20 protein-coding genes and 6 tRNA genes are annotated in these 26,423 nt (G+C 42.1%); 20 read left to right on the top strand and 6 right to left on the bottom strand.

Going from position 1 to position 26,423, the window contains the following annotated elements; translation table 11 throughout:
* Positions 1–648: 648 nt before the first annotated feature.
* Positions 649–1,935: a citrate synthase gene (locus tag CYG50_RS03810; protein WP_004909058.1), complete on the top strand. Its 1,287-nt coding sequence runs from the start codon at positions 649–651 to the stop codon at positions 1,933–1,935.
* An 81-nt stretch (positions 1,936–2,016) separates the two neighbouring features.
* Here CYG50_RS03810 and CYG50_RS03805 read toward each other — a convergent pair whose 3' ends face one another.
* The gene (locus CYG50_RS03805) at positions 2,017–2,778 is read right to left on the bottom strand and encodes an AraC family transcriptional regulator (protein WP_102138327.1); all 762 of its coding nucleotides are present in this window, start codon (positions 2,776–2,778) and stop codon (positions 2,017–2,019) included.
* Positions 2,779–2,908: 130 nt separating this feature from the next.
* On the opposite strand from CYG50_RS03805, the gene CYG50_RS03800 reads away from it, so the two are divergent.
* Complete coding sequence (locus tag CYG50_RS03800) at positions 2,909–4,036, top strand: multidrug effflux MFS transporter (protein ID WP_102138326.1); 1,128 nt, start codon at positions 2,909–2,911, stop codon at positions 4,034–4,036.
* A gap of 156 nt (positions 4,037–4,192) precedes the next feature.
* Here the strand turns inward: CYG50_RS03800 and CYG50_RS03795 are convergent, their stop codons facing one another.
* A complete protein-coding gene (locus tag CYG50_RS03795; protein WP_102138325.1) occupies positions 4,193–4,936 on the bottom strand; it encodes a type 2 GTP cyclohydrolase I in 744 nt (247 codons plus the stop codon).
* Between the two features lie 233 nt (positions 4,937–5,169).
* Positions 5,170–5,376, bottom strand: a complete 207-nt coding sequence (locus CYG50_RS03790; RefSeq protein ID WP_036957942.1) for a YbfA family protein — start codon at positions 5,374–5,376, stop codon at positions 5,170–5,172.
* Positions 5,377–5,816: 440 nt separating this feature from the next.
* On the opposite strand from CYG50_RS03790, the gene kdpF reads away from it, so the two are divergent.
* The 7 genes from kdpF to CYG50_RS03755 all read left to right on the top strand — a co-directional run bounded on the left by kdpF (position 5,817) and on the right by CYG50_RS03755 (position 14,183).
* Positions 5,817–5,906 (top strand): K(+)-transporting ATPase subunit F, encoded by a 90-nt coding sequence (gene kdpF / locus CYG50_RS23620; RefSeq protein WP_102138324.1) that lies wholly within the window; start codon positions 5,817–5,819, stop codon positions 5,904–5,906.
* 1 nt (position 5,907) lies between these two features.
* Positions 5,908–7,611: a potassium-transporting ATPase subunit KdpA gene (kdpA, locus tag CYG50_RS03780; RefSeq protein WP_102138323.1), complete on the top strand. Its 1,704-nt coding sequence runs from the start codon at positions 5,908–5,910 to the stop codon at positions 7,609–7,611.
* Positions 7,612–7,624: 13 nt separating this feature from the next.
* Positions 7,625–9,688, top strand: a complete 2,064-nt coding sequence (gene kdpB / locus CYG50_RS03775; RefSeq protein WP_102138322.1) for a potassium-transporting ATPase subunit KdpB — start codon at positions 7,625–7,627, stop codon at positions 9,686–9,688.
* Between the two features lie 10 nt (positions 9,689–9,698).
* Entirely contained in the window at positions 9,699–10,292 is a 594-nt protein-coding gene (kdpC, locus tag CYG50_RS03770) for a potassium-transporting ATPase subunit KdpC (protein WP_102138321.1), read from the top strand.
* An 8-nt stretch (positions 10,293–10,300) separates the two neighbouring features.
* Positions 10,301–12,988 carry a two-component system sensor histidine kinase KdpD gene (gene kdpD, locus CYG50_RS03765; RefSeq protein ID WP_102138320.1) on the top strand — a complete coding sequence of 896 codons (2,688 nt, stop codon included), beginning with the start codon at positions 10,301–10,303 and terminating at the stop codon, positions 12,986–12,988.
* Positions 12,989–13,003: 15 nt separating this feature from the next.
* Positions 13,004–13,690, top strand: coding sequence for a two-component system response regulator KdpE (gene kdpE / locus CYG50_RS03760; protein WP_102138319.1), 687 nt, complete (start codon positions 13,004–13,006; stop codon positions 13,688–13,690).
* A 103-nt stretch (positions 13,691–13,793) separates the two neighbouring features.
* Positions 13,794–14,183, top strand: coding sequence for a DUF5329 family protein (locus CYG50_RS03755; protein ID WP_102138530.1), 390 nt, complete (start codon positions 13,794–13,796; stop codon positions 14,181–14,183).
* 232 nt (positions 14,184–14,415) lie between these two features.
* Here CYG50_RS03755 and glnS read toward each other — a convergent pair whose 3' ends face one another.
* Together glnS and CYG50_RS03745 are read right to left on the bottom strand one after the other, a co-directional pair.
* Positions 14,416–16,083 carry a glutamine--tRNA ligase gene (glnS, locus tag CYG50_RS03750; RefSeq protein ID WP_148241592.1) on the bottom strand — a complete coding sequence of 556 codons (1,668 nt, stop codon included), beginning with the start codon at positions 16,081–16,083 and terminating at the stop codon, positions 14,416–14,418.
* A 169-nt stretch (positions 16,084–16,252) separates the two neighbouring features.
* Positions 16,253–17,068, bottom strand: coding sequence for a sulfite exporter TauE/SafE family protein (locus tag CYG50_RS03745; RefSeq protein WP_102138317.1), 816 nt, complete (start codon positions 17,066–17,068; stop codon positions 16,253–16,255).
* A gap of 167 nt (positions 17,069–17,235) precedes the next feature.
* Here CYG50_RS03745 and CYG50_RS03740 point away from each other — a divergent pair, with 167 nt between their 5' ends.
* On the top strand, positions 17,236–17,730 hold the full coding sequence (locus tag CYG50_RS03740) for a DUF2569 domain-containing protein (RefSeq protein WP_102138316.1): 495 nt from the start codon (positions 17,236–17,238) through the stop codon (positions 17,728–17,730).
* Positions 17,731–17,789: 59 nt separating this feature from the next.
* Here the strand turns inward: CYG50_RS03740 and nagE are convergent, their stop codons facing one another.
* Positions 17,790–19,817 (bottom strand): N-acetylglucosamine-specific PTS transporter subunit IIBC, encoded by a 2,028-nt coding sequence (gene nagE / locus CYG50_RS03735; protein WP_102138315.1) that lies wholly within the window; start codon positions 19,815–19,817, stop codon positions 17,790–17,792.
* 417 nt (positions 19,818–20,234) lie between these two features.
* Here nagE and nagB point away from each other — a divergent pair, with 417 nt between their 5' ends.
* The 10 genes from nagB (at position 20,235) to CYG50_RS03685 (ending at position 26,404) form a co-directional block, all read left to right on the top strand.
* Entirely contained in the window at positions 20,235–21,038 is an 804-nt protein-coding gene (nagB, locus tag CYG50_RS03730) for a glucosamine-6-phosphate deaminase (protein WP_102138314.1), read from the top strand.
* A gap of 74 nt (positions 21,039–21,112) precedes the next feature.
* Complete coding sequence (nagA, locus tag CYG50_RS03725; RefSeq protein WP_102138313.1) at positions 21,113–22,276, top strand: N-acetylglucosamine-6-phosphate deacetylase; 1,164 nt, start codon at positions 21,113–21,115, stop codon at positions 22,274–22,276.
* A gap of 11 nt (positions 22,277–22,287) precedes the next feature.
* Positions 22,288–23,511, top strand: coding sequence for a DNA-binding transcriptional regulator NagC (nagC, locus tag CYG50_RS03720; RefSeq protein ID WP_102138312.1), 1,224 nt, complete (start codon positions 22,288–22,290; stop codon positions 23,509–23,511).
* Positions 23,512–23,881: 370 nt separating this feature from the next.
* A tRNA-Met gene (locus CYG50_RS03715) sits at positions 23,882–23,958 on the top strand.
* 7 nt (positions 23,959–23,965) lie between these two features.
* Positions 23,966–24,050: transfer RNA gene (locus CYG50_RS03710), tRNA-Leu, on the top strand.
* Between the two features lie 30 nt (positions 24,051–24,080).
* Positions 24,081–24,155: transfer RNA gene (locus CYG50_RS03705), tRNA-Gln, on the top strand.
* A gap of 32 nt (positions 24,156–24,187) precedes the next feature.
* Positions 24,188–24,262, top strand: a tRNA-Gln gene (locus CYG50_RS03700).
* Positions 24,263–24,310: 48 nt separating this feature from the next.
* Positions 24,311–24,387, top strand: a tRNA-Met gene (locus CYG50_RS03695).
* A gap of 11 nt (positions 24,388–24,398) precedes the next feature.
* Positions 24,399–24,473: transfer RNA gene (locus CYG50_RS03690), tRNA-Gln, on the top strand.
* 587 nt (positions 24,474–25,060) lie between these two features.
* Complete coding sequence (locus CYG50_RS03685) at positions 25,061–26,404, top strand: dicarboxylate/amino acid:cation symporter (RefSeq protein WP_242685803.1); 1,344 nt, start codon at positions 25,061–25,063, stop codon at positions 26,402–26,404.
* The last annotated feature ends 19 nt before the right edge of the window (positions 26,405–26,423 follow it).

The following is a 26,423-nucleotide window of genomic DNA, read 5'->3' as shown; positions in this document are numbered from 1 at the left end:
TCCGGACCTGGGGTGGAAATCAGACAGCGACAGGGGTACAAAATGCAACTTAACACAAACTCTAATCCATCATGTTTAAATAAAGTTGCATACTGATCACGCTGGGAACTCCTACTACAGGGTAATCCGGAGACCTGCCGCTAGTATAAAGTCTTCACAATGCCATTACAATTCCCACACAAAATGTTTGGAGACATTTAGCCCGAACAGTGAGAGGGATCACGATTTAAACATTTTGTATAAATGTGCTTATCTTATTTGACAATGATTCAACATTTATCTTACATATAGGTCTGGCAGAATTATCTTAACGGTGCTGTTGACACTTCATCGTAAAAAGAAAAAAACGTGAATGTTGCAATGTTAAGTACTCTTCAATTTGAACTATGATGGGTATTAATAACAAAAGTTATGAAAGTTGTTCCCCTTACCACAAATAATGATATTGTAGGGAAAACAACAAAAAGAACATAACATCTACACACTCATAAACAACCTAATTACATTGTCGTCGGTCTCAGATTTCAGGTTTTATGTGATAGCGAGCTGATTTCCAAAGCATACCGGTAGAACAATGCATGAAGACACAGTATAACGCTGAGCTTCTGGGTTGTTGGGTGTCGATTATCAAGCGCTAAGGAGACCGTAATGGCTGATAACAAAGCTAAGCTAACGACTGGTAGTAAGGGTGATATTGACCTAGATATTTTAAGCCCAACGATTGGTCAAGACGTTATCGATGTCCGAACTTTAGGTTCTAAAGGGTTTTTTACCTACGACCCTGGTTTTACTTCTACTGCATCCTGTGAATCAAAAATCACCTATATCGATGGTGATCAAGGCATCCTGTTGCACCGTGGTTTCCCTATCGATCAACTCGCCACTGAAGCCTCTTATCTCGAAGTTTGTTATATCCTGCTATACGGTGAAGCACCAACTCAAGAACAATATGACGTATTTAAAAATACGGTGACTCGCCATACCATGATCCATGAGCAAATTACTCGCATGCTTAATGGTTTCCGCCGTGACTCACACCCAATGGCTGTATTATGCGGTGTTACTGGCGCACTAGCAGCTTTCTATCACGATGCATTAGATGTTAACAACCCACGCCACCGTGAAATTACGGCTTATCGTCTGCTGTCGAAAATGCCAACAGTCGCAGCGATGTGTTACAAATATTCAATTGGCCAACCTTTTGTTTATCCACGTAATGACCTGTCATACGCGGGTAATTTCTTGCATATGATGTTCTCGACACCATGTGAAGAATACACAGTTAATCCTGTTTTAGAACGCGCAATGGATCGTATCTTAATCCTACACGCTGACCACGAACAAAACGCTTCAACCTCGACTGTACGTACTGCGGGTTCATCCGGTGCAAACCCATTTGCTTGTATCGCGGCAGGTATCGCTTCACTGTGGGGGCCTGCTCACGGCGGTGCTAACGAAGCTTGCTTACGTATGTTGGAAGAGATCCAAACTGTTGAGCACATTCCTGCATTTATCGAGCGCGCTAAAGACAAAAATGACTCTTTCCGCTTGATGGGCTTCGGTCACCGTGTTTATAAAAACCATGACCCACGTGCAACGGTAATGCGTGAAACTTGCCATGAAGTTCTAAATGAACTTGGCTTGAATGACAGCTTGCTGGAAGTCGCTATGGAGCTGGAACGTATCGCATTGAACGACCCGTATTTCATTGAGAAAAAACTGTACCCGAACGTTGACTTCTACTCAGGTATCATCTTGAAAGCAATGGGTATTCCATCTTCAATGTTTACTGTTATTTTTGCCATTGCACGTACCATTGGCTGGATTGCACATTGGAATGAAATGCACGATGACGGCCTGAAAATTGCTCGTCCTCGCCAGCTATATACCGGCTATGACAAACGTGAATTCAACTCTGAATTAGCAAAAAAATAATATTTAATTAAATCTGAACCCTACATATGCTAAGGCCTCGAATTTTCGGGGCTTTTTTCTTTTTTACTGATGTCATTTAGCTTACTGCTGTTGATATTCCCTTGGTGTCATTCCGCTCATTTTGCGGAAAAAACTGATAAACGCGCTATCACTTGTTAGACCAAGCTCTTGAATAATATAGTGATAAGGTTTTTCTTGTGCAAGCAACTCAATCGCTTTAATAAACCGCCATTGTTGTCGCCATGTTTGAAATGTCATGCCTGTTTCTTTCAAGAAAATACGCGTGATTGTTTTCTCACTCGCACCGATAGTCTGCGCTAACTGGTTTAAATTCGGTGGTAATTGCTCGATATCAATCCCTTTAAAGCGTCTATCTTGCGGTAATGGCAACAGTGTTGGCTCTAAAGCTGCACTTTGTAGCTCATCGATAAATACCGGTAATAAGTTGGCCAAACGCCCCTGCTGCCAATCACTCTCAAACGGCGCAATAGCAATACGTTCTAGCACTTCCCTTAGCAATGGGGAAATATTCAAAATAACCACATCGTTCCCGATTTTTTTGGCATATTCTTCTGATAAATAAACCGATCGATACCCCACGGATGCCTGCATTTGTGCCCGATGAAGAACAAATGGAGGGATCCAAGCCACTCTACCAGGGGGAAGCAAAGACAGGCGATTTTCCAGTGAAATTCGTATACACCCTTGTTGTGTAAACAAAAGCTGCCCCATTTCATGTTTATGAAAACCAGAGTCATGCTGCCCCATTTTTGCCGCGATCCCCAATACTGGCGCACGATACCAATGAGTTTGAAATTTATCTGTTTGATTTAGCCAAGCCATAATGTCTCTTTTTTGATATTTATAGTCTTTATTATTGTAATAAGACAATGAAAATAACACTAAACTACCTGCTATTAAATCGTTGTATCTAATTAGACCCTTTATTTTTAGTCGATTGGTAGGAAAAAGTATGAAACACCCTCTTTCATTATGGCTTGCTGTTGCCTTAATGATGTTTCCTCAAATTGTGGAAACCATATACAGCCCCGCTCTCACTGATATTGCCAGCGCTTTCTCAGTAAATGCGGAACAAGCTTCACAAACACTGTCGCTTTATTTCTTTGCTTTTGCATTAGGCGTGGTGTTTTGGGGACGTATGTGTGACACCTTAGGGCGTCGCCCGACTATTTTGGCGGGTTTATTGATTTACGGTATTGCGTCTATTGGTGCGTTATTTGTCACACATTTTTATTTATTATTATTAATGAGAATGTTGTCTGCATTTGGCGCTGCCGTCGGTTCAATCGGTACACAAACCGCTATGCGTGATAGCTACCAAGGCCATGAATTAGCAAAAGTTTTTTCTATCATGGGTGTTGCTTTAGCAATCAGCCCCGCGTTGGGAATGTTATCTGGTGCTGGACTCGTCAGTTTTGGCGGTTATCGAACCGTTTTTATCGGCTTAGCTATTTTAGCTGTGGTGCTTTTTCTCTGGTCAGCCTGTCGTTTACCTGAGACCAAGCCTGAAAACGTGACGCAAGTCTCATTTATTGAGACATTTTTACGCATGATCGCTGATAAAGAAATTGCTAGAAATGTGATCTTGATTGCATTTTTCAATATTAATTTATTTAGCTATTATCAGCTGGCTCCATTCAGTTTTGAACAATTAATGCTCACTCAACAACAGTTTGGATTAACAGGGATATTATTAGCGCTTGGGGTTGGTTTAGGTTCGATATCAAATCGCTATTTATTGGCTAAAAAACACACATCTGAGCAGCTTGTAAAACTGTCTAGCGTGATTTCCTTGGTGAGTGGCTGTTTGGTTTTTGTGCTAATGGATTCAATTTGGTTCGTTTTACCCGTTATCGGAGTCGTTATTGGTTACGGAATTGCGATCCCGAACATACTTGCCCATGCATTAAACCGTTATGGTGACAGAAAAGGCACCGCTGGCGCAATTTTAGGTTTATTTTACTACATCGGACTCGCCATCGGTCTAATGGTCGCTGGCTGGAGCCAACACTTAGGTTTAGTGTTAACTATTTCAAGTGCAGTATTAGTTTTCGCATCGTTAAAATACCGAACCCAATAGCTATTTTTATTTTTATTTTCAATAGATTATCAATCTTCTAAGTATTTCGAATCACAGCTAGGCGGCAAAAGAGTGAAGCCCTAGGAACATACACAAGTATGTGACTAGGGTTCACGAATGCAGCCAACAACGCTGTGGTTTGAAAGACGAAGAAGATTAGGCAGGGTTATCGATATCGATAAATTCGGCATCTAACCCATGTTCATCTACGAGCCACTTAGTCAACGCCTTGATCCCATAACGCTCCGTTGCGTGATGCCCTGCGCTGTAGAAATGGATCCCCATTTCCCTTGCTATATGAATGGTTTGCTCAGAAACTTCCCCTGTTACAAAGGCATCTACACCAAATTCAGCTGCTTGTAGAATGAAGCCTTGCCCTCCCCCTGTACACCATGCGATTTGGCGAATTTCTTCTTTTGCATTATCACCACAATGCAGGACTTTACGGCCAAGACGAGTTTCTAAACGAGACGTTAACTCTGAAGGCGTAATGGGTTGGTCAAAAAAACCAAATGGCATTAATGGGTCGATTTGGCCATTCACCTGCACCCCCATAATATAAGCAAGCTGGGTATTATTACCTAATTTGTGGTGCGCATCTAATGGGAGGTGATAACCATATAGGTTGATATCATTCGCTAATAATGTTTTTAAGCGATTTTTTTTCATCCCTTTGATAATGGCTGGCTCATTTTTCCAAAAATAGCCATGGTGAACAATGATGGCATCGGCTTTCTTTTCAACAGCGGCATCTAGCAATGCTTGGCAAGCTGTCACACCAGTGATGATTTTATGTACATGTGGCCGCCCTTCAACTTGCAATCCATTCGGTGCAAAATCTTGGAACTCACTAACTTTCAATTCATCATTAATGATTTCTTCTAATCTTAAGTTATGCATTATATTGTCCTTTTTACTGCACAGCTAAACTGTTTACCCACCAGTTTGAACGTAATTAACTGATAATCAATAAGCATAAACGGAAACATGATTTTTTTCTGTGTTATTTAGAGCAAATCGCAGGTATTGCCCCATGGAAAATAACTGATCATAAAATAAAGAATAGAAGATAAAAAAACAAAACCCCCACAATTCAACATTGTAGGGGTTATTACCGGGCACTCAACTCTAAATTAGCGATGACTTTCCAGTGTTGTCTCTGAGCGTTCTAACCAAACGGGTTTATCGCTAGTCTTAGCCCAAACCTTATGTAAATGGCTATAAAATTTTGCTCTTTTTGGATAAAAAACCATAACCGGAAACGCAATAATGCCAGCTGTTACAGCAGCAGTGCGGCGTGCAAGTACCTGATTACGGGAATATTCGCGATATGTGGACATCGATATCCTCCTTCAGTTGCCACTTTATTTGTCGATCCCAGCGTTGCTCTATCATTCCCCATTAACACACATTTCCCATTAACACAGTAGTAAAGAGCGACTAAAACCGAGCAGATAATATGAAAAATATTGACTGTGAATAGAATATCGCAAATTGTGTAATAAAACCACTCATCTGACCACTTTAAATGTAAATATGACTAAAAAAACGGACCATTCCGTATTTTTACTACATAATTTAACCGAATTATGTTTTATATAAACATAAAAATCACAATCACATAACAATTGGCAATTCCCTTCAGAGATAACCACGTACTCTTTCAAGCAAATAAATCGTCATTTTTATACTTTTTTTACACCCAGCCCGTGCTTTTTATCAGCTTCTTTACAGTGAACCCTTTAGCCTTATCACATGGAAATAATAAGGAGAAAACACTGTGTCATTACTTTCCATTACTGGGGCAGTTCTCGTCGTTTTACTGCTAGCGTATCTGATTTATGCCCTGCTTAACGCGGAGGATTTCTGATATGGCGACTACCACATTGCTATTTTTAGGTAGCTTTTTACTGATCCTATTCATCTTAGCAAAACCTTTAGGTAATGGTATTGCTCGGTTAATCGACAATGACATTCCCCGTCGATTAGAAGCCAGTGAATCCCTACTTTGGCGTTTAACAGGTGTCAAACAGCCGGGAAGGCACATGGCTGAGATGAATTGGCAGCAATATGCCTTAGCGATCGTATTATTTAATTTTTTAGGTTTGATTCTATTATTCGCTATTTTAATGAATCAAGGCTATTTACCGCTTAATCCACAACATTTTGGGGGAATGAGCTGGGACTTAGCCTTCAATACCGCGGTTAGTTTTATTACTAATACAAACTGGCAAGCCTATAGTGGCGAAAATACATTAAGCTATTTAAGCCAAATGGCAGGACTGACAGTCCAAAACTTCCTGTCTGCTGCCACAGGGCTTGCCGTTGCCTTCGCAATTATTCGTGCTTTTTCACGCCATGGCAGTAAAACTGTCGGCAATGCGTGGTTAGATATTTACCGAATTACGGTGTATTTACTCTTCCCTTTAGCGGTTATTTTTGCGCTCTTTTTTGTCAGCCAAGGTGTTATTCAAAATTTTTCCAGTTATTTACTTATTCATCCTTTAGATAGCAGTGAACAGCTACTCCCTATGGGGCCCGTTGCATCACAGGAAGCGATAAAATTGCTCGGCACAAATGGCGGTGGATTTTTTGGCTCTAACTCATCACATCCTTTTGAAAACCCAACGGCACTCAGTAATTTTGTACAGATGTTAGCGATTTTCCTCATTCCTACCGCGCTTTGCTTTGCTTTTGGCCGTGTTGTTGGTAACAACAAACAAGGCCACACTTTACTCTGGGTTATGGGGATCATTTTTGTGGTTGCTGCCATCGTCGTGGTTAAAGCGGAATATGTGGGAAACCCATTTTTAACCGAACTACACGCAACGAGCTCCGCCAATATGGAAGGAAAAGAGAGTCGCTTCGGTATTGTTGGCTCCGCTTTATTTGCCGTCGTTACCACCGCGGCATCTTGTGGTGCGGTTAACGCAATGCATGACTCCTTTACCGCAATGGGCGGGATGGTACCAATGTGGTTAATGCAAATTGGTGAAGTCGTATTTGGTGGTGTCGGTTCAGGTTTATACGGTATGTTGCTATTTGTGCTACTTGCTGTATTCCTTGCTGGCCTGATGATTGGCCGAACCCCTGAATACCTCGGTAAAAAAATCGAAGTGCGTGAAATGAAAATGGTTGCACTGGCAATTTTGGTCACCCCAACCTTAGTGCTGCTAGGTACAACTATTTCATTAATGAGCGAAGCTGGGCGGGCAGGGATTTTAAATCCAGGCGCTCATGGGTTTAGTGAAGTGTTATATGCTTTTTCTTCTGCTGCCAATAATAATGGTAGCGCTTTTGCAGGTCTCAGCACAAATACCCCGTACTACAATGTGCTACTTGCAATAGCTATGTTTATCGGTCGCTTTGGTGTCATTCTTCCTGTTCTAGCGATCGCGGGGTCTATGGCCAATAAAAAACCACAAGCCCAAAGCCACGCCACTTTACCAACGACAGGCCCTTTATTCATTGGGTTACTGATTTTCACTGTGCTTCTCATTGGTGCCCTAACCTTTGTACCAGCCCTTGCTTTAGGTCCAATTGCTGAACAATTACACATTGGTTTTGCGGGTTGATGAGGAGGAAAATATGAACAATAAAAATATTAAATTATTCGATAATAAGCTAATCAAGCAGTCTATTTTTGAGTCTATCAAAAAATGTACACCACAAGCACAATGGCGTAACCCGGTGATGTTTGTAGTTTTTATTGGCAGTATTATCACTACGTTTCTCTGGTTAGCCATGGTAATGGATTACACACAAGGCAGTGCTTGGTTCAGTGGAATGATCACCCTTTGGCTATGGTTTACAGTTATTTTTGCCAACTTTGCAGAAGCACTTGCTGAAGGGCGAAGTAAAGCACAAGCCCAAAGCTTAAAAGGCGTTAAACAACAAAGTAGCGCAACGCGTTTAGCTTTGCCCTCACTGGATGCGAGCCAAGAAATAGTGAGTTCAGACCAGTTACGTAAAGGCGATATAGTGTTGATCCGTGCAGGAGAAACCATTCCATGTGACGGTGAAGTCATCGAAGGCGGTGCTTCGGTGGACGAAAGCGCAATCACTGGGGAGTCCGCCCCTGTGATCCGTGAATCCGGTGGAGATTTTTCCTCTGTAACAGGGGGAACTCGCGTACTTTCCGATTGGCTGATCGTGGAATGTACCGTTAACCCCGGTGAAACCTTCTTAGATAGAATGATTTCCATGGTTGAAGGTGCGCAACGCCGTAAAACACCCAATGAAATCGCACTCACTATTTTGTTAACTGCACTCACGATAATTTTCGTCCTCGTTTGTGCAACTTTGTACCCTTTTACCCTTTTTGCCGCAGATTATGCAGGTGCTGGCGATGCGGTTTCTATTTTAGTATTGATTGCCCTATTAGTCTGTTTAATTCCAACCACCATTGGCGGCTTGCTTTCATCTATCGGCGTGGCAGGGATGAGCCGCATGTTAGGGGCAAATGTGATTGCCACCAGCGGTCGCGCAGTGGAAGCAGCAGGAGACGTTGACGTTCTATTACTCGATAAAACGGGGACAATTACACTGGGAAACCGCCAAGCCTCCGAATTTTTACCGCTAACGGGTATCACTGAACAGCAACTGGCTGATGCCGCACAATTGTCTTCTTTAGCCGATGAGACACCTGAAGGGCGCAGCATTGTGGTGCTAGCGAAACAAAAGTTCAATTTACGCGAAAGAGACATTCATGCCCTGAATGCAACCTTTGTTCCTTTCTCCGCGATGACACGTATGAGTGGAGTCAATATTGGCGAACGGATGATCCGCAAAGGTTCTGCTGATGCGATCCGCCGTTATATTGAAGCTAACCAAGGTAAATTCCCTGTTGAAGCGGATCAACTGGTCGAAAAAGTAGCCCATTTAGGTGGAACTCCACTTGTGGTGGTTGATAATAAGACGGTTTTAGGTGTTGTTGCATTAAAAGATATCGTCAAAGGGGGTATGAAAGAACGCTTTGCCCAAATGCGCAGTATGGGTATCAAAACTGTGATGATCACAGGGGATAACCATTTAACAGCCGCGGCAATTGCAGCTGAAGCAGGAGTGGATGATTTCCTTGCAGAGGCCACACCGGAAGCCAAACTCGCGTTGATCCGCCAATATCAAACTGAAGGCCGTTTGGTTGCCATGACAGGTGACGGCACCAACGATGCGCCAGCACTGGCGCAAGCGGATGTCGCAGTGGCAATGAACTCTGGTACCCAAGCAGCAAAAGAAGCCGGTAATATGGTGGATTTAGATTCTAACCCAACCAAGCTGATTGAAGTGGTGCATATTGGTAAACAAATGCTGATGACCCGTGGTTCATTAACGACGTTCAGTATTGCCAATGATATTGCTAAATACTTTGCGATTATTCCTGCGGCCTTCGCCGTAACATGGCCACAACTTAACGCATTAAATGTAATGCATTTGCACTCACCTGCCTCTGCAATTCTTTCCGCAGTGATCTTTAATGCATTAATTATTATTTTCCTGATCCCTCTAGCAATTAAAGGGGTTAATTATCGCCCAATGAGCTCACAATCATTATTGCAACGTAACTTAGGTATTTATGGTTTAGGCGGGCTGATTGTGCCATTTATTGGGATCAAGCTCATTGATCTATTTATTAGTCTCTTTGGGATTTAAGGTATTGATTATGAATATGATCCGTTCATCGATTATTATGCTATTAATACTCACTCTTTTTACCGGTATAGCCTACCCATTAATGGTAACGGGCCTCGCTCATGTTTTCTTTCCATGGCAGGCTAATGGCTCTTTGCTCACTCAAGATGAGCGTGTTGTTGGCTCAGCTTTGGTCGGGCAAAATGTGAGTAACGTCCGCTACTTTCACGGTCGCCCCTCCTCAACTATTGATAGCCCCTACAATGCATTAGCTTCTGGTGGAAGTAATTTAGCGGTCAGCAATCCATTATTACAACAAGTTATGACTGAACGCAGTGAACAACTGCGCGCAGAAAATCCCGATGCCAGTCGTGCAATTCCCGTGGATTTACTCACAACGTCTGCCAGTGGCTTAGACCCCAATATTTCTGTTGATGCAGCGTTATACCAAGCGCCACGCATTGCAAAAAGCAGGCAAATTCCATTGGATGCGGTAAAATCATTGATAGAAACACATACTGAACAGGCACTGTTACCCTTTTTAGGCGAACCGGTCATTAATGTGCTAAAACTGAACTTAGCACTTGATGAATATCAACAACAAATAAATAGTCAAACTCACTAGGGGCTATGATGAACAATCAGGAACCTCTCCGCCCTAACCCCGATGAACTCTTGGCCAAAGCCAATGAAATTGGACGAGGCAAATTAAAGATTTTTTTCGGGGCCTGTGCAGGCGTTGGAAAAACGTATGCCATGCTCCAAGAAGCACAAAGACTCAGAGCACAAGGGCTAGATGTGCTGATTGGCGTAGTAGAAACCCATGAAAGAGAAGAAACGGCCGCGCTACTTGACGGCCTTTCTCTATTGCCACCCAGACGCATTATTCATCACGGCCGTCGCCTAAATGGCTTCGATATTGATGCTGCAATTGCTAGACATCCAGCCATAATTTTAATGGATGAGTTAGCATTTAGTAACCCCAATGGCAGCCGCCATCCTAAACGCTGGCAAGATGTCGAAGAATTGCTTGATGCCGGAATTGATGTGTTGACAACCATTAACGTTCAACACATTGAAAGCCTGAATGATATTGTTGGAAGCATTACAGGTATTCGTGTACGTGAAACGGTTCCAGATCATATTTTTGATGCTGCTGACGAGGTGGTACTAGTTGACCTTCCTCCTGACGATCTACGACAGCGTCTTAAAGAAGGCAAAGTGTACATACCAGGGCAAGCCGAACGCGCCATTGAACATTTTTTCCGCAAAGGAAATTTAATTGCACTTCGTGAGCTCGCACTTCGCCGTACAGCTGACCGAGTTGATGACCAAATGCGTGAATTTCGCGGCGGTAAAGGCCAAGCACCTGTTTGGCATACCCGCGATGGGCTATTGCTATGCATCGGCCATAATAGGGGAAATGAAAAGTTAGTTCGTACAGCTGCTCGGCTTGCTGCAAAATTCGGTAGTGTCTGGCATGCTGTTTATGTTGAAACCCCTGCACTTCATCAGCTACCTGAAACCCAGCGCAGAGCTATCTTAAAAGCGTTACGCCTTGCTCAAGACTTAGGGGCAGAGACGGCAACGTTATCCGACCCTTCAGAAGAAAAAGCGATATTACGTTATGCACGAGAACATAATTTAGGAAAGATATTAATTGGCCGACGTGATAAATCAAACAAATGGTTTAAGCTCAATTGGCGCCCCGGCTTTGCCGATCGCCTTGGTAAGCTCGGCCCTGATCTGGATTTAGTGATCGTCGCACTTGAAGAGAAAAGTGAGTGGGATAAAGAACCGGAAAGAAAGCCGTTCTCTGAAAAATGGCGATCGGATATGAATGGCTATTTAATGGCTATTGTAATGTGCGCCACTATCACTTTATTTTCTCGCACTTTTTTATTGGCTCTCGACAAAGCCAACCTCGTGACACTCTATCTATTAGGTGTCGTGTTAATCGCATTATTTTATGGCCGACGCCCCTCTGTCTTTGCCGCGCTGGTCAACGTGATCAGTTTTGACCTGTTCTTTGTTCAACCCCATTTTTCCCTTGCTATCATGGACATGCAATATTTAGTCACTTTTACGGTGATGCTAATTGTTGGGGTTGTTGTGGGAAATCTAACTGCGGGTATGCGATACCAAGCACGTATCGCTCGGTATCGCGAACAACGGACACGTCATCTATATGAAATGACAAAAGAATTAGGCCAAGCCATCACTACAGATGATATCGGTAAAACAGGGTATCATTTTCTCAATAATGCCTTCCAAGCCAAAAGTTGCTTATTATTACCTGATGAGGATGGTCAATTAACACCGTTACAATGTGATGGCTACACTGCAATGCAAATTGATAAAGCCATTGCTAAGTGGAGTTTTGATAAACGCCAGCCAGCCGGTGCTGGTACGGATACTTTGCCAAGTGTTCCTTATCAATTACAACCGATCACTACAGCAGATCAAACTCTTGCCGTTCTTGCCATTGAGCCAAGAAATATGCGCCAGTTATTGATCCCAGAGCAGCAACGCATGCTGCAAACCTTCACGGGGTTAATTGCTAGTGCTCTTGCTCGTCTACAACTGACCAAACAAGCTGAGTCTGCCAAATTAGATATTGAACGTGAACAACTGAGAAATTCGTTACTTGCTGCACTTTCACATGACCTAAAAACACCGCTTACCGTTTTATTCGGTCAAACTGAAATTTTAATGTTGAATTTATCTGCGGAAAACTCACCACTTACAGAGCAAGTTAACCAAATGCGCCAGCAAGTGCTTAGCACCTCGCGTTTAGTGAATAATTTATTGGATATGGCTCGCTTGCAATCTGGTAGTATTCAGCCCAATTTAGCGTGGGAATCGCTGCAAGAAATTACCAGTAGTGCCGTTAGAACTTTGGATTACACCTTACACAGTCACCCTTTAGAAATTGATATTCCAGCCGATTTATTACTTTATTGTGATGCTAATTTGATTGAACGGGTTCTAATCAATCTATTAGAAAATGCTGTAAAATACAGCCATAACGATACCCCGATTGGTATTCGAGCTGCCGTTGAAGGTCAGAAAATTCACATCGAAGTATGGGATGCCAGCAATGGGATCCCAAACGGGCAAGAAAAAAATATTTTCGACAAATTTTCTCGAGCGCAAAAAGAGTCAGCGATCCCAGGGGTTGGCTTAGGGCTCGCTATTTGCCGTGCTATAATTCAATTACATGAAGGGGAAATTTGGGCGCAGAATAATAATAAAGGTGGAGCCAGCTTCCACTTTGTCTTACCCCTAAAGCAACTACCTGATATCGAAGTAGAAACATAAAGGATTAGCAATATTGTGAGTACTAGCCATCAAATTCTAGTTGTTGAAGATGAAAAAGAAATCCGTCGCTTTGTTCGCTTGGCGCTGGAAGGTGAAGGCTGGAAGGTCTTTGAGGCGGAAAATTACCAACGCGGGCTCATTGAGTCCGGTACGCGGCAACCTGATTTATTGATTTTAGACCTTGGCTTACCTGATGGCGATGGACTCAATTTGATTCGTGAACTACGCCAGTGGAGTAGTATTCCTATCATTGTTTTATCCGCTCGTGAAGAAGAATCACAAAAGGTGGCTGCATTGGATGCAGGCGCTGATGATTACCTGACAAAACCCTTTGGTATTAGTGAATTACTGGCTCGTGTTAGGGTCGCTTTACGGCGTTTTGGTAAAGTTACTCAAGAAAACTCAAAATGCCAGTTTGGGGATATCACTATCGATTTTATTAATCGAATTGTTACCAAACAAGGTGAAGAGCTCCACCTTACCCCAATTGAGTTTCGTTTACTCAGTGAACTGGTGGCTAACAGTGGCAAAGTATTGACTCAACGGCATTTGTTACTACAAGTGTGGGGGCCTAATTATGTGGAACATAATCATTACCTACGTATCTATATGGGTCATCTACGACAAAAACTGGAGAATGACCCTGCTCGCCCTATTCACTTATTAACCGAAACAGGGATTGGTTATCGCTTTATGCCTTAATCAACTATCAATAATTGAATTCTAAGAATCTTACCGATAGTTTAAATTAAAAGTCTGCTTATAATTTTCTCACCTTTATTTCTATGGAGAGAAATTCGTGCAAATGCTTACTACCCAGCTATCAAACCGTTTTTCATCTGCATTAGTACTTTTTTTAAGTGTTTTTGTTACCACTCAAGCCCTTGCATTAAGCCCTGAAGAAAAAATGCGTACTGAATCATTATTAGCAGCACTTGGTAAACAGCAAAATCTTACATTTACCCGTAATGGTACTGAACATTCCGCTGTCGATGCAGAGTCTCACTTGAGATTAAAATTACGCAAAACAGAGAAACGCCTCAATACTGCAGAACAATTTATTGATAACGTTGCTTCAAAGTCATCAGTTACGGGGGAAGAGTATCAAGTCAAAGATGCACAAGGAAATGTGACTTCCGCGAATGAATATCTGCATGAATTATTAAAAGAAAAAGTGGATAACAAACCTCAGTAAGTCGTATTATCCATAGAAAAAGCCGTGATATTAACTAGAAATATCACGGCTTTTTTTATTCTAATGCTCTCGAACAGCCCTCTAAATAATTTATTTGTCAGGGGCAATCCTCTAAATCATTCGTGTTGTAGGAAGGCAGCAAGACCGCTAGACCCTAGGAGCATACATAAGTATGTGACTAGGGCTAGTGGGTGAAGCTAACACACCTACAGCGCGAAGGATAACGAGGATTTTAGTTAGACTCGAGCTTCGCCCAAGTATCACGCAACCCCACAGTCCGATTAAACACTAAATGATCTGCGCTGCTTAAACGGTTGTCAGCACAGAAATAGCCTTCACGTTCAAACTGGTACGCCTTTTCTGCCACAGCACCTTTCAGGCTCGGCTCAACAAAGCCTTGGCGAATAACCAGCGACTCAGGGTTGATAACCGATAAGAAATCGTCTTCTGCACCTGGGTTTGGTACTGTAAATAAACGGTCATACAGACGAATTTCTGCCGGTAATGCATGAGCGACGCTAACCCAATGAATAACGCCTTTGACTTTACGGCCATCTGCTGGGTCTTTATTCAATGTGCCTGCATCATAAGTACAGTAAATTGTTGTGATATTACCATCAGCGTCTTTTTCAACACGCTCTGCCTTAATGATGTATGCATTACGCAAACGAACTTCTTTACCTAAGACTAAACGTTTATATTGACGATTCGCTTCTTCACGGAAGTCCGCGCGGTCAATATAGATTTCATTGCTAAATGGTACTTGGCGCGTACCCATCTCCGGTTTATTTGGATGGTTTGGCGCTGTTAAAATCTCTTCACCAGCAGGCATGTTTTCAATCACCACACGAACTGGGTCGATAACCGCCATTGCACGCGGTGCTGACTCATTCAGGTCATCACGGATACAAGACTCTAAAGAGGCCATTTCAACGTTGTTGTCTTGTTTAGTAACACCAATACGTTGGCAAAATTCACGAATAGAGGCTGCGGTATAGCCACGACGACGTAAACCTGAAATGGTTAACATACGTGGGTCATCCCAACCATTTACATGTTTTTCAGTGACTAATTGGTTCAGTTTACGCTTAGACATCACCGTGTATTCCAAATTCAGACGAGAAAACTCGTACTGACGTGGATGGCAATCAATCGTGATATTGTCTAGAACCCAATCATATAAACGACGGTTATCTTGGAACTCTAGCGTACATAAAGAATGCGTAATGCCTTCTAATGCATCAGAAATACAATGCGTGAAGTCATACATTGGATAAATACACCATTTGTTGCCAGATTGGTGATGTTCCGCAAACTTAATACGATATAAAACTGGGTCACGCATCACCATAAATGGGGATGCCATATCGATTTTCGCGCGCAAACACGCTTTTCCTTCTTCGAAACCACCTTCACGCATTTTTTCGAATAATGCTAAGTTGTCTTCAATTAGGCGCTCACGGTATGGGCTATTTTTACCCGGCTCTTTGAGTGTCCCACGGTATTCACGAATTTCGTCTGGGCTGAGTTCGTCAACATAAGCTAAGCCTTTTTTGATCAGCTCGATCGCGTACTGATACAAGGTATCAAAGTAATCAGAGGAATAACGGACATCACCGCTCCACTCAAAACCAAGCCATTTAACGTCTTCTTGAATGGAGTTAACGTATTCGACATCTTCTTTTACCGGGTTAGTGTCATCAAAACGTAAGTTACATTGGCCCTGATAATCCTTGGCAATGCCAAAATTCAAGCAGATTGATTTCGCATGACCAATATGTAAATAGCCATTCGGTTCAGGTGGAAAACGCGTATGCACTGACGTGTGTTTTCCGGTCGCCAGATCTTCATCTATGATCTGACGGATAAAATTTGTTGGGCGAGCATCTGCCTCATTCATTGTCATCATTCCTCAATGCCAAAAGCGCGCTAAAAGCGTGTGGTAATTAAATATATTCTACCATAATCAATCAGGAAACAACCGTTTGATTGCGCCAAGTGCAGCAAAAGCGATGATCAGTAGGAATTTAGGACAAAAACCTCATCTTTACTCACCAATATACGCGATCCTAAGCCAGTATCATGACAGCTAAAACCACGAGTAACAGTAGCGGATAGCTTTGGGCATGGCGTTTATCGCTCAGGTAAGGCATTAATAAAGAAGCAAAACGGATCCCTAACCACGATGTCGCAATTAAAATTAACGCCCCTTTGATATAGATCATCCCCAGAAAACCCGCTCCAAGGTCAATATGTTTATCAATGGCGAAATAAAAATAAGTTAATGTACCCGTGATTGCCATTGGTAATGTTAATGGGTTCGCAAATGCAGCAGCTTGGATCATACTCGCGCCTCTACGTCGCATTAAAGGGACTGTCATCACACTGCCACCAACCCCAAGAAATGCCGCGACAGCACCAATCACCACACCAATAGGCGTATCGGCAAAAATACCGCCACGGGAGTCTTGTATACCTGTAGATCCTGTATTCATAAAGCCGGGACGAATAAAACAATCTAAAATAGTGATGACGAGATAACCAATAAATATCCAACGAATTAATGCACTATCTACGGATAACGCCACTATTGCCCCTAGAATTCCGCCAATTGAAATAGGGATAATAAAAGGGCGAATAATTGGCCAACTCAGGTTGCCTTTAAGGTAATGAGCACGACTCGAAAGCGTCGATGAAAAGATCATCACACAGGTTGATGTTGCCACCGCAATTTGCATTGCCACACTGCCTGCATCGCTTTGCGGCCCCCACACTAAGGTAATCAAGGCATATAACAGTGGAACCGTAATAAAACCGCCACCGAAGCCGAATAGTGCGGTGGTGATCCCCGAAATAAAGCCAAATAAACACAAAAGCAGTTCCACAGATAAACCCTCTCAAGTTATTGAGAAAATATTTTATCGATGAAAAAAGCCCCTTGCTTATGCAAACTTGACAACTTAGTTTGAGATTTCGCCAAATAACCGATTTATTTTATGGATAAATCCCTCGATAATGGCTTTATATAACGGCTAAATACTGGATAAAACCAATGAAATGTATTAACTGCAATGAACATGAAGCCAATAAAGCGTCAGGATGGTGTAATGCATGTGAAGAACTAAAAGTGCATAGAATTAATGGTGTGCTTTACCTACCTGCTTTAGGCTTAATTATAACCGCTTTTTTATCTATCTTCGGCGAATACCAACTTATTCAAGTTGCCGTCTATTATGCAGAAAATACACGGAGCATCCCTCTTTTTTACCTTGGAGCGTTAGGGTTACAACTTGCTTATATCATCATGACATTAATAGCATGCTGGTTTTTCTTTAATAAGAAAAAAGCCACTAAAGTGGTGATGATTACATATTATATTCTTGCACTGATAGTTACCCTCTACTTTACTGTTTTTCTAGCGGTACTCTATGGCGCAAAATTGACGAATACGGATTATAAGCAAATTATTACCAGTGCCTTTAGCGCCGCAATATGGATTGGTTATTTTTTAAAATCGGAGCGTATTGCTCAAGTTTTTACCCGATAATATTTATAAAAAAGGGTGGCCTAAGCCACCCTCTTACTAACTTATAATATTAAGCTGAATTATTTCAGAACATTATAAATAACCGTTTCGCCTGCTTTCACGTCGCCTTCAACTAAAATCTCGACACCCGCGAAGTCATCGATATTGCTGATGATAACTGGGCTAATCATTGATTTAGCATTCGCTTCAAGGAACGCGAGGTCGAGGTTCAGAATTGGTGTTCCGGCAGTCACTTCCGCACCTTCTTCCACTAAACGTGCACAACCTTCGCCTTTCAGTGCAACGGTATCAATACCCATATGGACAATGAGTTCGACGCCATTTTCTGTTTCAAGGCAGAATGCATGGTTAGTTTCGAAAATTTTCACTACCGTACCTGATGCAGGGGCTAACACTTCACTACTTGTGGGTTTGATGGCAATCCCATCACCCACAATACGGCTAGAGAACGCTTCATCTGGCACATCATCAAGTGAGAAAACTTGACCACTCACTGGCGCAACCAGAGATAAAATCACATTACCTTTTGCTTTTGCAGGCTCTGCGGCTTTTTTCTCTTCAGCTACTGCAACTGGAGCAGAGCCTGCAATTGGGCCTTTTGCAATCACTTCAGTCATTGCTTTTGCCACCAATTCAGCACGTGTACCGACAATCACTTGAACATTTTGTTTGCTTAAGCGGATAACACCTGAAGCCCCTAAACGTTTTGTCATGGCGTCGTTAACAACCGCTGAATCTTTAACACCTAAACGTAAACGAGTGATACAGGCATCAATACTAACGATATTGTCGCTACCACCCACCGCTGCAACATATTGGCGAGCTTCTTTTTGAATATCGCTGTCACTGCTATCAGCAGGGCTAATGCTTTCGTCATAACCATCAATCGTTTCATCACCTGCGCTCTCTTCACGGCCTGGTGTTAACAGGTTGAATTTGCGGATCATGAAGCGGAAAATGACATAGTAGATGCAGAAGAAGACTAAGCCTTGGACAATCAACATATACCACTGAACAGCTAGTGGGTTACGTGATTGCAATAGCATATCGACTAAACCAGCACTGAAACCAAATCCTGAGATCCATTCCATTGTTGCTGCGATATAAACCGAAATACCGGTTAACAATGCGTGGACTACATACAGAATCGGTGCCACGAACATGAAAGAGAATTCGAGCGGTTCAGTGATCCCGGTGAAGAATGCAGCAAACGCACCAGCAATCATAATACCAGCAACTTTTGCCTTATTTTCTGGACGTGCGCAGTGGTAAATCGCTAATGCCGCACCAGGTAGACCAAACATCATAATTGGGAAGAAACCAGCTTGATAACGACCCGTGATCCCCACCGTTGCCAGGCCTGCATCAATTGACTTAGCACCGCCTAAGAAGTTTGGAATATCATTGATCCCTGCAACGTCAAACCAGAACACTGAGTTAAGTGCATGGTGAAGACCAACAGGAATTAATAAACGGTTGAAGAATGCGTAAATCCCCGCACCCACTGAGCCTAAGTCTTTAATGCTTTCACCGAAAGACACTAAACCGTTATAGACCACTGGCCACACATACATCAGTATGAAGGCTAAGATGATCATTAAGAATGATGTCAGAATTGGTACAAGGCGACGGCCGCTAAAGAAAGACAACGCTTTTGGTAGCTCTACGCCACTATAACGGTTGTACAATTCCGCAGACAAAACCCCAACTAAAATACCCACGAACTGGTTATTTATTTTACCGAATGCCGCAGGAACGCTTTCCAACGGAACATTCATGATCATGGAATAAGATGCAGGAGAACACAGTGTTGTCACCACTAAAAAACCGACAAAACCGGTCAGTGCAGCCGCACCGTCCTTATCTTTTGACATCCCATAAGCAACACCAATAGCAAATAGCACGGACATATTATCAATAATAGCCGCGCCCGATTTAATCAGTAACGCCGCGATTGCACTATTGGCTCCCCAACCATCTGGGTCAATCCAATAGCCAATCCCCATCAGGATTGCTGCGGCTGGTAGTACTGCAACTGGCACCATAAGTGCCCTACCAATCCGCTGTAAGTAGCTAAGAATATTCACAAACTCCCCCTTTATAGCCCTATTTTTGCCCCATTTACGGGATCTTATTGTTCACACACCTAAATCATAATTTAGGTTATTGAGAGTATCAATTTTATAGTCTAAATTAATTGTTTCGCGATGCAAAATAAATAGGTTCGATTTGTGATAAATGTCAACGAAAGAGTTACCGATATGACTAAATTACTAGCTATTATTGAAAACTTATTTTATGATTAAAAATAACTTTTTTATACTATTAACCTGTATATTCTCAGCGCGTTTAAAATGCAGGTGTCGCCGTTAAAACGGCACTGTATACCAACACCAGCGCGTAATAAATTTGTAGTATAACGAGTATTCCTATATCTAATGAATAACATCAGGGATACATATATATATGAAAGATTTCACAGACTTATTAGAGGTAATTGAGACATGAGGCTAATTCCACTTAACAATGCGCATGATGTCGGCATTTGGTCCGCACAGTATATCGCTGATAAAATCAACGCATTCAACCCTACTGCTGAGCGCCCTTTCGTTCTTGGGTTACCAACAGGCGGTACCCCTCTTGCTACTTATAAAGCTCTGATTGCTTTATATAACGCAGGAAAAGTCAGTTTTAAGCATGTGGTCACATTTAATATGGATGAATATATTGGTATTCCAGCTAATCATCCTCAAAGCTATCACACATTTATGCATGAGAATTTCTTTAACCACATCGATATTCAAGCGCAAAATATCAATTTACTGAATGGCAATGCCCCAGATGTTGATGCAGAGTGCCAACGCTATGAAGATAAAATTAAATCTTACGGCAAAATTAATTTATTTATGGGCGGCGTAGGTAACGACGGCCATATTGCTTTTAATGAACCCGGTTCTTCACTGAACTCTCGTACCCGTATTAAGACATTAACACCCGAAACACGCCAAGCGAACTCACGCTTCTTTGATAATGATATCAACCAAGTACCAAAATTCGCTTTAACTGTGGGGGTTGCCACATTAATGGACGCTGAAGAGTTAATGGTACTCGCGACTGGTGCGAATAAAGCGAATGCAGTTCATGCTGCGGTAGAAGGTTCAATCAACCATATGTGGACAGTAAGCTGCGTGCAAATGCACCCAAAAGCACTGATCGTCTGTGATGAACCCGCAACACTCGAATTAAAAGTCAAAACGCTTAAATATTTCAAACAGCTAGAATCTGAAATTATTGAAAAGTTTAACTAATATTATGTTTATCAATCACCCGATCAGCGAAGGCTGATCGGTGACCCACCTTACAGAGGTCAGGAGTTTAAGCCATGTATGCATTAACAAATTGCATTATTTATACAGGTCATGAAAGACTGGATAACCATGCGGTCATCATCGATGGTGAAATCATCAAAGATGTTTGTCCTGTCTCTGAAGTACCTTCCGATATTCCGCAACATGACCTACAAGGTGCAACCCTATCTGCTGGTTTTATTGATTTGCAAGTCAATGGCTGTGGTGGTGTCCAATTCAATGATAATAAAGAAAATGTCACATTAAAGAATTTGGATATCATGCAAAAAGCCAATGAGCGTACGGGATGTACCAGTTACCTGCCAACGTTAATTACGTGCTCTGACGAATTAATGAAGCATGGTATTGAGGTCATGACCGAGTACTTAAAAGACCATAAGAACCAAGCTCTCGGGCTTCATTTAGAAGGCCCATATATTAATGTTATTAAAAAAGGCACACATAACCCTGAATTTATCCGTCAACCATCCGGGCAGATGATTGATTATTTAACCGCTCATGCAGATGCGATTACGAAGATCACATTAGCGCCTGAAATGGTTGAGCTTGATTACATTCATCAACTGAAAGATTCCGGCATTGTTATTTCAGCTGGACATTCAAATGCGACATATGAAGAAGCCAAACTGGGTTTTAAAGCCGGAATTCGCTTTTCAACGCACCTTTTCAATGCCATGCCATATATTTCAGGCCGTGGTCCGGGTTTAGTCGGGGCTATTTATGACACCCCTGAAGTGTATGCAGGAATTATCGCTGATGGCTTACATGTCCAATGGGCAAATATCCGTAATAGCAAACACTTAAAAGGTGATAAATTAATTTTAGTGACTGATGCCACCGCGCCCGCAGGAATAGATCCTCAAACTGGTGAAATGGATCATTTTATCTTCGCAGGTAAAACCATATACTACCGCGATGGATTATGTGTAGATGAAAATGGCACACTCAGCGGCTCATCACTCACCATGATAGAAGCAGTGAGAAACAGTGTAGAGTACGTGGGTATTCCATTAGATGAAACACTGAGAATGGCAACGCTCTACCCCGCAAGAGCCATAGGAGTTGATGAGACTTTAGGGTCTATCGCTCCGGGTAAAATTGCGAATTTAACCGCGTTTAACCACGACTTCGACGTCCTCGCAACCTATGTTAACGGAGCAGAAGTCTACAAAAAATGAGTAACTAGCTAATGAATCAAAGCCACTCGCTGAAGCAAATTGGTAATATTGATCTCGTCAAACAACTAAATAGCGCTGTTGTCTATAGTTTAATTGACCAACATGGCCCGATATCAAGAATTCAAATCGCGGAGCAAAGCCAACTTGCCCCAGCCAGTGTAACTAAAATCACTCGCCAGCTACTCGAACGTGGTTTAATTAAAGAAGTTGACCAACAGGCCTCCACTGGGGGCCGTCGTGCCATATCTATTGTTTCTGAGCACAAAAATTTTCATACGATTGGCGTCCGCTTAGGCCGCTATGATGCCACCATCGCCTTGTACGACTTAGGTGGCAAAATGATTATCGATGCTCATTACCCTATCACAGAACCCTCTCAGCAAGCGGTGGAACAAAAGCTGATTGCCGCCCTTGAAGATTTTATCGAACACAACCAAAAACGCTTAAAAGAGTTGATCGCAATTTCAATTATTCTCCCTGGGTTAGTTAACCCAAATAGTGGAATTGTCTACTACATGCCGCATATCAAAGTCGACAATTGGCATCTCATCGACAATTTACAAGCACACTTTAGAATAACGTGTTATGCAGGGCATGATATTCGCAGCTTAGCGCTCGCTGAGAGCTATTTTGGTGCAACCCGTGATTGCGAAGACTCACTCCTCGTACGTATCCACAGAGGCGCAGGAGCTGGTTTAGTCATCAACAAAGAGATATTGCTCAACCATCGAGGTAATCTCGGAGAAATCGGCCATATCCAAGTTGACCCACTTGGTGAACTTTGCCACTGTGGCAATTTTGGTTGTTTAGAAACCATTGCCTCAAACCAAGCAATTGAAGCTCGCGTAAAACAACGTTTAGAACAAGGCTATTCAAGCGCCCTTACACTGGAAACTTGCACGATCTCCCATATTTGCCAAGCAGCCAATAAAGGAGACCCGCTTGCCACGGAAGTTATTCAACACGTTGGTCGTCAAATTGGTAAAGCGATTGCTATCACAATCAACTTATTTAACCCTGAAAAAGTTGTTATTGCGGGAGATATCACGGAAGCGGAACAAATTCTATTACCCGCGATTCAAAGCTGCATTGACACACAAGCCTTAAAAGGGTTTCGGGAAAATCTCCCTATCGTAACATCACAGTTGGTTCACAACTCGGCAATAGGCGCTTTCGCTCTCACAAAACGCGCGATGCTCAATGGTGAATTATTACAAAAACTGTTTGAAAGCTAATTTTACCGTTGTTTTCTTTAAAGCAGGTCGAGATACCTGCTTTTTTATTAGCAACAATTTGAACGTTTCGTTTCATAGGCTATTTTTCAATCGCTTCGTCTTCTTCCTGCTTTGTTCCTGTTACAAATTTTTGCGTTCTTTCACTGTATTACTTCACGCGTCACCAAAATTACATTTATCTAACAGGTAAGATAAAAAGTGATTTTTTTCAAATATGGGCTTGTTTTTTGCTGGCTTTATCGACAAAATGATTATTCATCAAACAAACAGACGCATTTTCTGAAAAATAGTGCAAAAAGCTGTTGACTGTCGTGTCTGTAATTAGCATAATGCGCCCCGCAACGCCGACGAAGGTTATGCAAAAAAAGATGGCTATGTAGCTCAGCTGGTTAGAGCACAACACTCATAATGTTGGGGTCACAGGTTCGAATCCCGTCATAGCCACCATTATTTTGCGGGAGTGGCGAAATTGGTAGACGCACCAGATTTAGGTTCTGGCGCCGCAAGGTGTGCAAGTTCAAGTCTTGTCTCCCGCACCATTTCCTTCTCGGTAGTATTGAATTTAAGATTGGGGTATCGCCAAGCGGTAAGGCACCAGGTTTTGATCCTGGCATTCCCAGGTTCGAATCCTGGTACCCCAGCCATCTTAATACAATCAATAGTAGAATTTCCCGGATGGGGTATCGCCAAGCGGTAAGGCACCAGGTTTTGATCCTGGCATTCCCAGGTTCGAATCCTGGTACCCCAGCCATCTACTTTCCCTTCTTGTTGCAAACAATCATTTCAAAGAAATTATAATGGCTATGTAGCTCAGCTGGTTAGAGCACAACACTCATAATGTTGGGGTCACAGGTTCGAATCCCGTCGTAGCTACCATTTCTTTTTGTTGGGGTATCGCCAAGCGGTAAGGCACCAGGTTTTGATCCTGGCATCCCCAGGTTCGAATCCTGGTACCCCAGCCATTCTCTCTTTAATCCCCCATAAATTAGATTTCCCTTAATACCCCGCAGTGCATTTAGGCATAACGTATTTATGTACAAAACCCTACCTCTAATCTCTCTTATCACTTTTATTGATAAATGAAATAAAAAATAAAAAAACAGCAGACACGTTCGTTTTTTAATAAACAGGGGATTCATTTCCACTGTTTTCTATATTTTCACCTCTGTTTTTTAGCTTAACTGATTATTTTTTGGCGATATCTTTATTTATTTAATCCCAACACCACTAAATAAGTAGCAACTTAATCGCTAAAAGTGATCTTAGGGCAACATTTACCCTATAAAATTTACGTTTGGGTAACTTTTCTATCAAATATGTGACTTCAATCATTTCTATGTAACCATTTAAAGTGGTAACCTTCCCTAGAATTGTAGTTAGGTATGATTATTACCAGTCAAATTATTATCACCCCCTGGTACTAATGAATTCAGCCCCTTCCTCCATTCCAACTAAATTAGCTCTCAAAAACTCTAATAAAAGTTTTAAACCTAATAATTATAAATTACCAAACGCAACATTTTTACAGAGAAAATTTATGCGAAACATGATAAAGCAACCAATATATAAAATATTATATGTTCAAGTGATAGTAGCCATCGTTCTGGGTATAGCACTTGGTCACTTTTTTCCAGACATTGGAGAGTCATTAAAACCGCTTGGTGATGCATTCATCAAAATCGTTAAAATGATTATCGCACCAGTTATCTTCTTAACTGTTGTCACTGGTATATCAGGGATGTCAAACATGAAGGCCGTGGGAAGTGTCGCAGGTAAAGCAATGCTCTACTTCATCACTTTCTCGACAATTGCTCTCATCATCGGTCTTATCGTCGCGAATATCATTCGTCCAGGCTCGGGGCTTAATATTGACCCTGCGACTTTGGATAGCAGCAAAGTTGCCACCTACGTTGAAAAAGCACACGAATCCTCGATTGTCAGCTTTTTGATGAATATCATCCCTGATACCGTCATTAGTCCATTGGTCAACGGTAACATCCTACAAGTTCTGTTTATTTCTATCATTTTCGGATTAGCACTCGCAGCAACAGGTAAACACGGTGAGCCAATAGTAAAACTGCTACAAAACTTCTCAGAGCCTGTATTCAAGATGGTGGCGATGCTAATGAAACTCGCCCCTATCGGGGCATTCGGTGCAATGGCATTTACCATTGGTAAATATGGAATATCCTCTATCGGCAACTTAATGATGCTGATTATGACTTTCTATATAACATCACTGCTATTTGTCTTACTGGTGTTGGGGGCGGTAGCCAAATATAACGGTTTCTCAATCATTGAACTGATTAAGTACATCAAAGATGAACTCTGGTTAGTATTAGGAACTTCTTCTTCTGAGGCCGCATTACCAAGTTTAATGCGAAAAATGGAACATGCGGGGTGTGAAAAATCTGTTGTAGGCTTAGTGATCCCTACTGGTTATTCATTCAACCTTGATGGCACCAACATCTACATGACGATGGCCGCATTATTTATTGCCCAAGCCACCAATATTGAACTGACTATTTGGGAACAAATTTCATTGCTGCTAGTTGCCATGATAAGCTCGAAGGGGGCAGCTGGTGTAACGGGTGCAGGTTTTATTACCTTAGCAGCCACTTTGATGGTGGTACCAAGCGTTCCTGTTGCAGGTATGGCGCTTATTTTAGGTATCGACCGATTTATGTCTGAGTGCCGCGCTTTAACTAACTTAGTCGGCAACGCATGTGCGTGTATCGTTGTTGCACGTTGGGAAAAAGAACTCGACACAGAAAAGCTGGCTCATGCATTTTCAGCAAAAAATGAAACTTTAGATTCAGTGATTACTGAAGATGACAACATCAATACAGATACAAGCAACATTCAGCCGATTGATTTAGCCAATAATAAATAGCACTAACTTCTTCATTTAA

Origin of the sequence: Providencia huaxiensis (assembly GCF_002843235.3) — a bacterium.
Lineage (GTDB): Bacteria > Pseudomonadota > Gammaproteobacteria > Enterobacterales > Enterobacteriaceae > Providencia > Providencia huaxiensis.
Note: the sequence above shows the minus strand (reverse complement) of the source record. Positions and strands in the feature narration are given on the sequence as shown.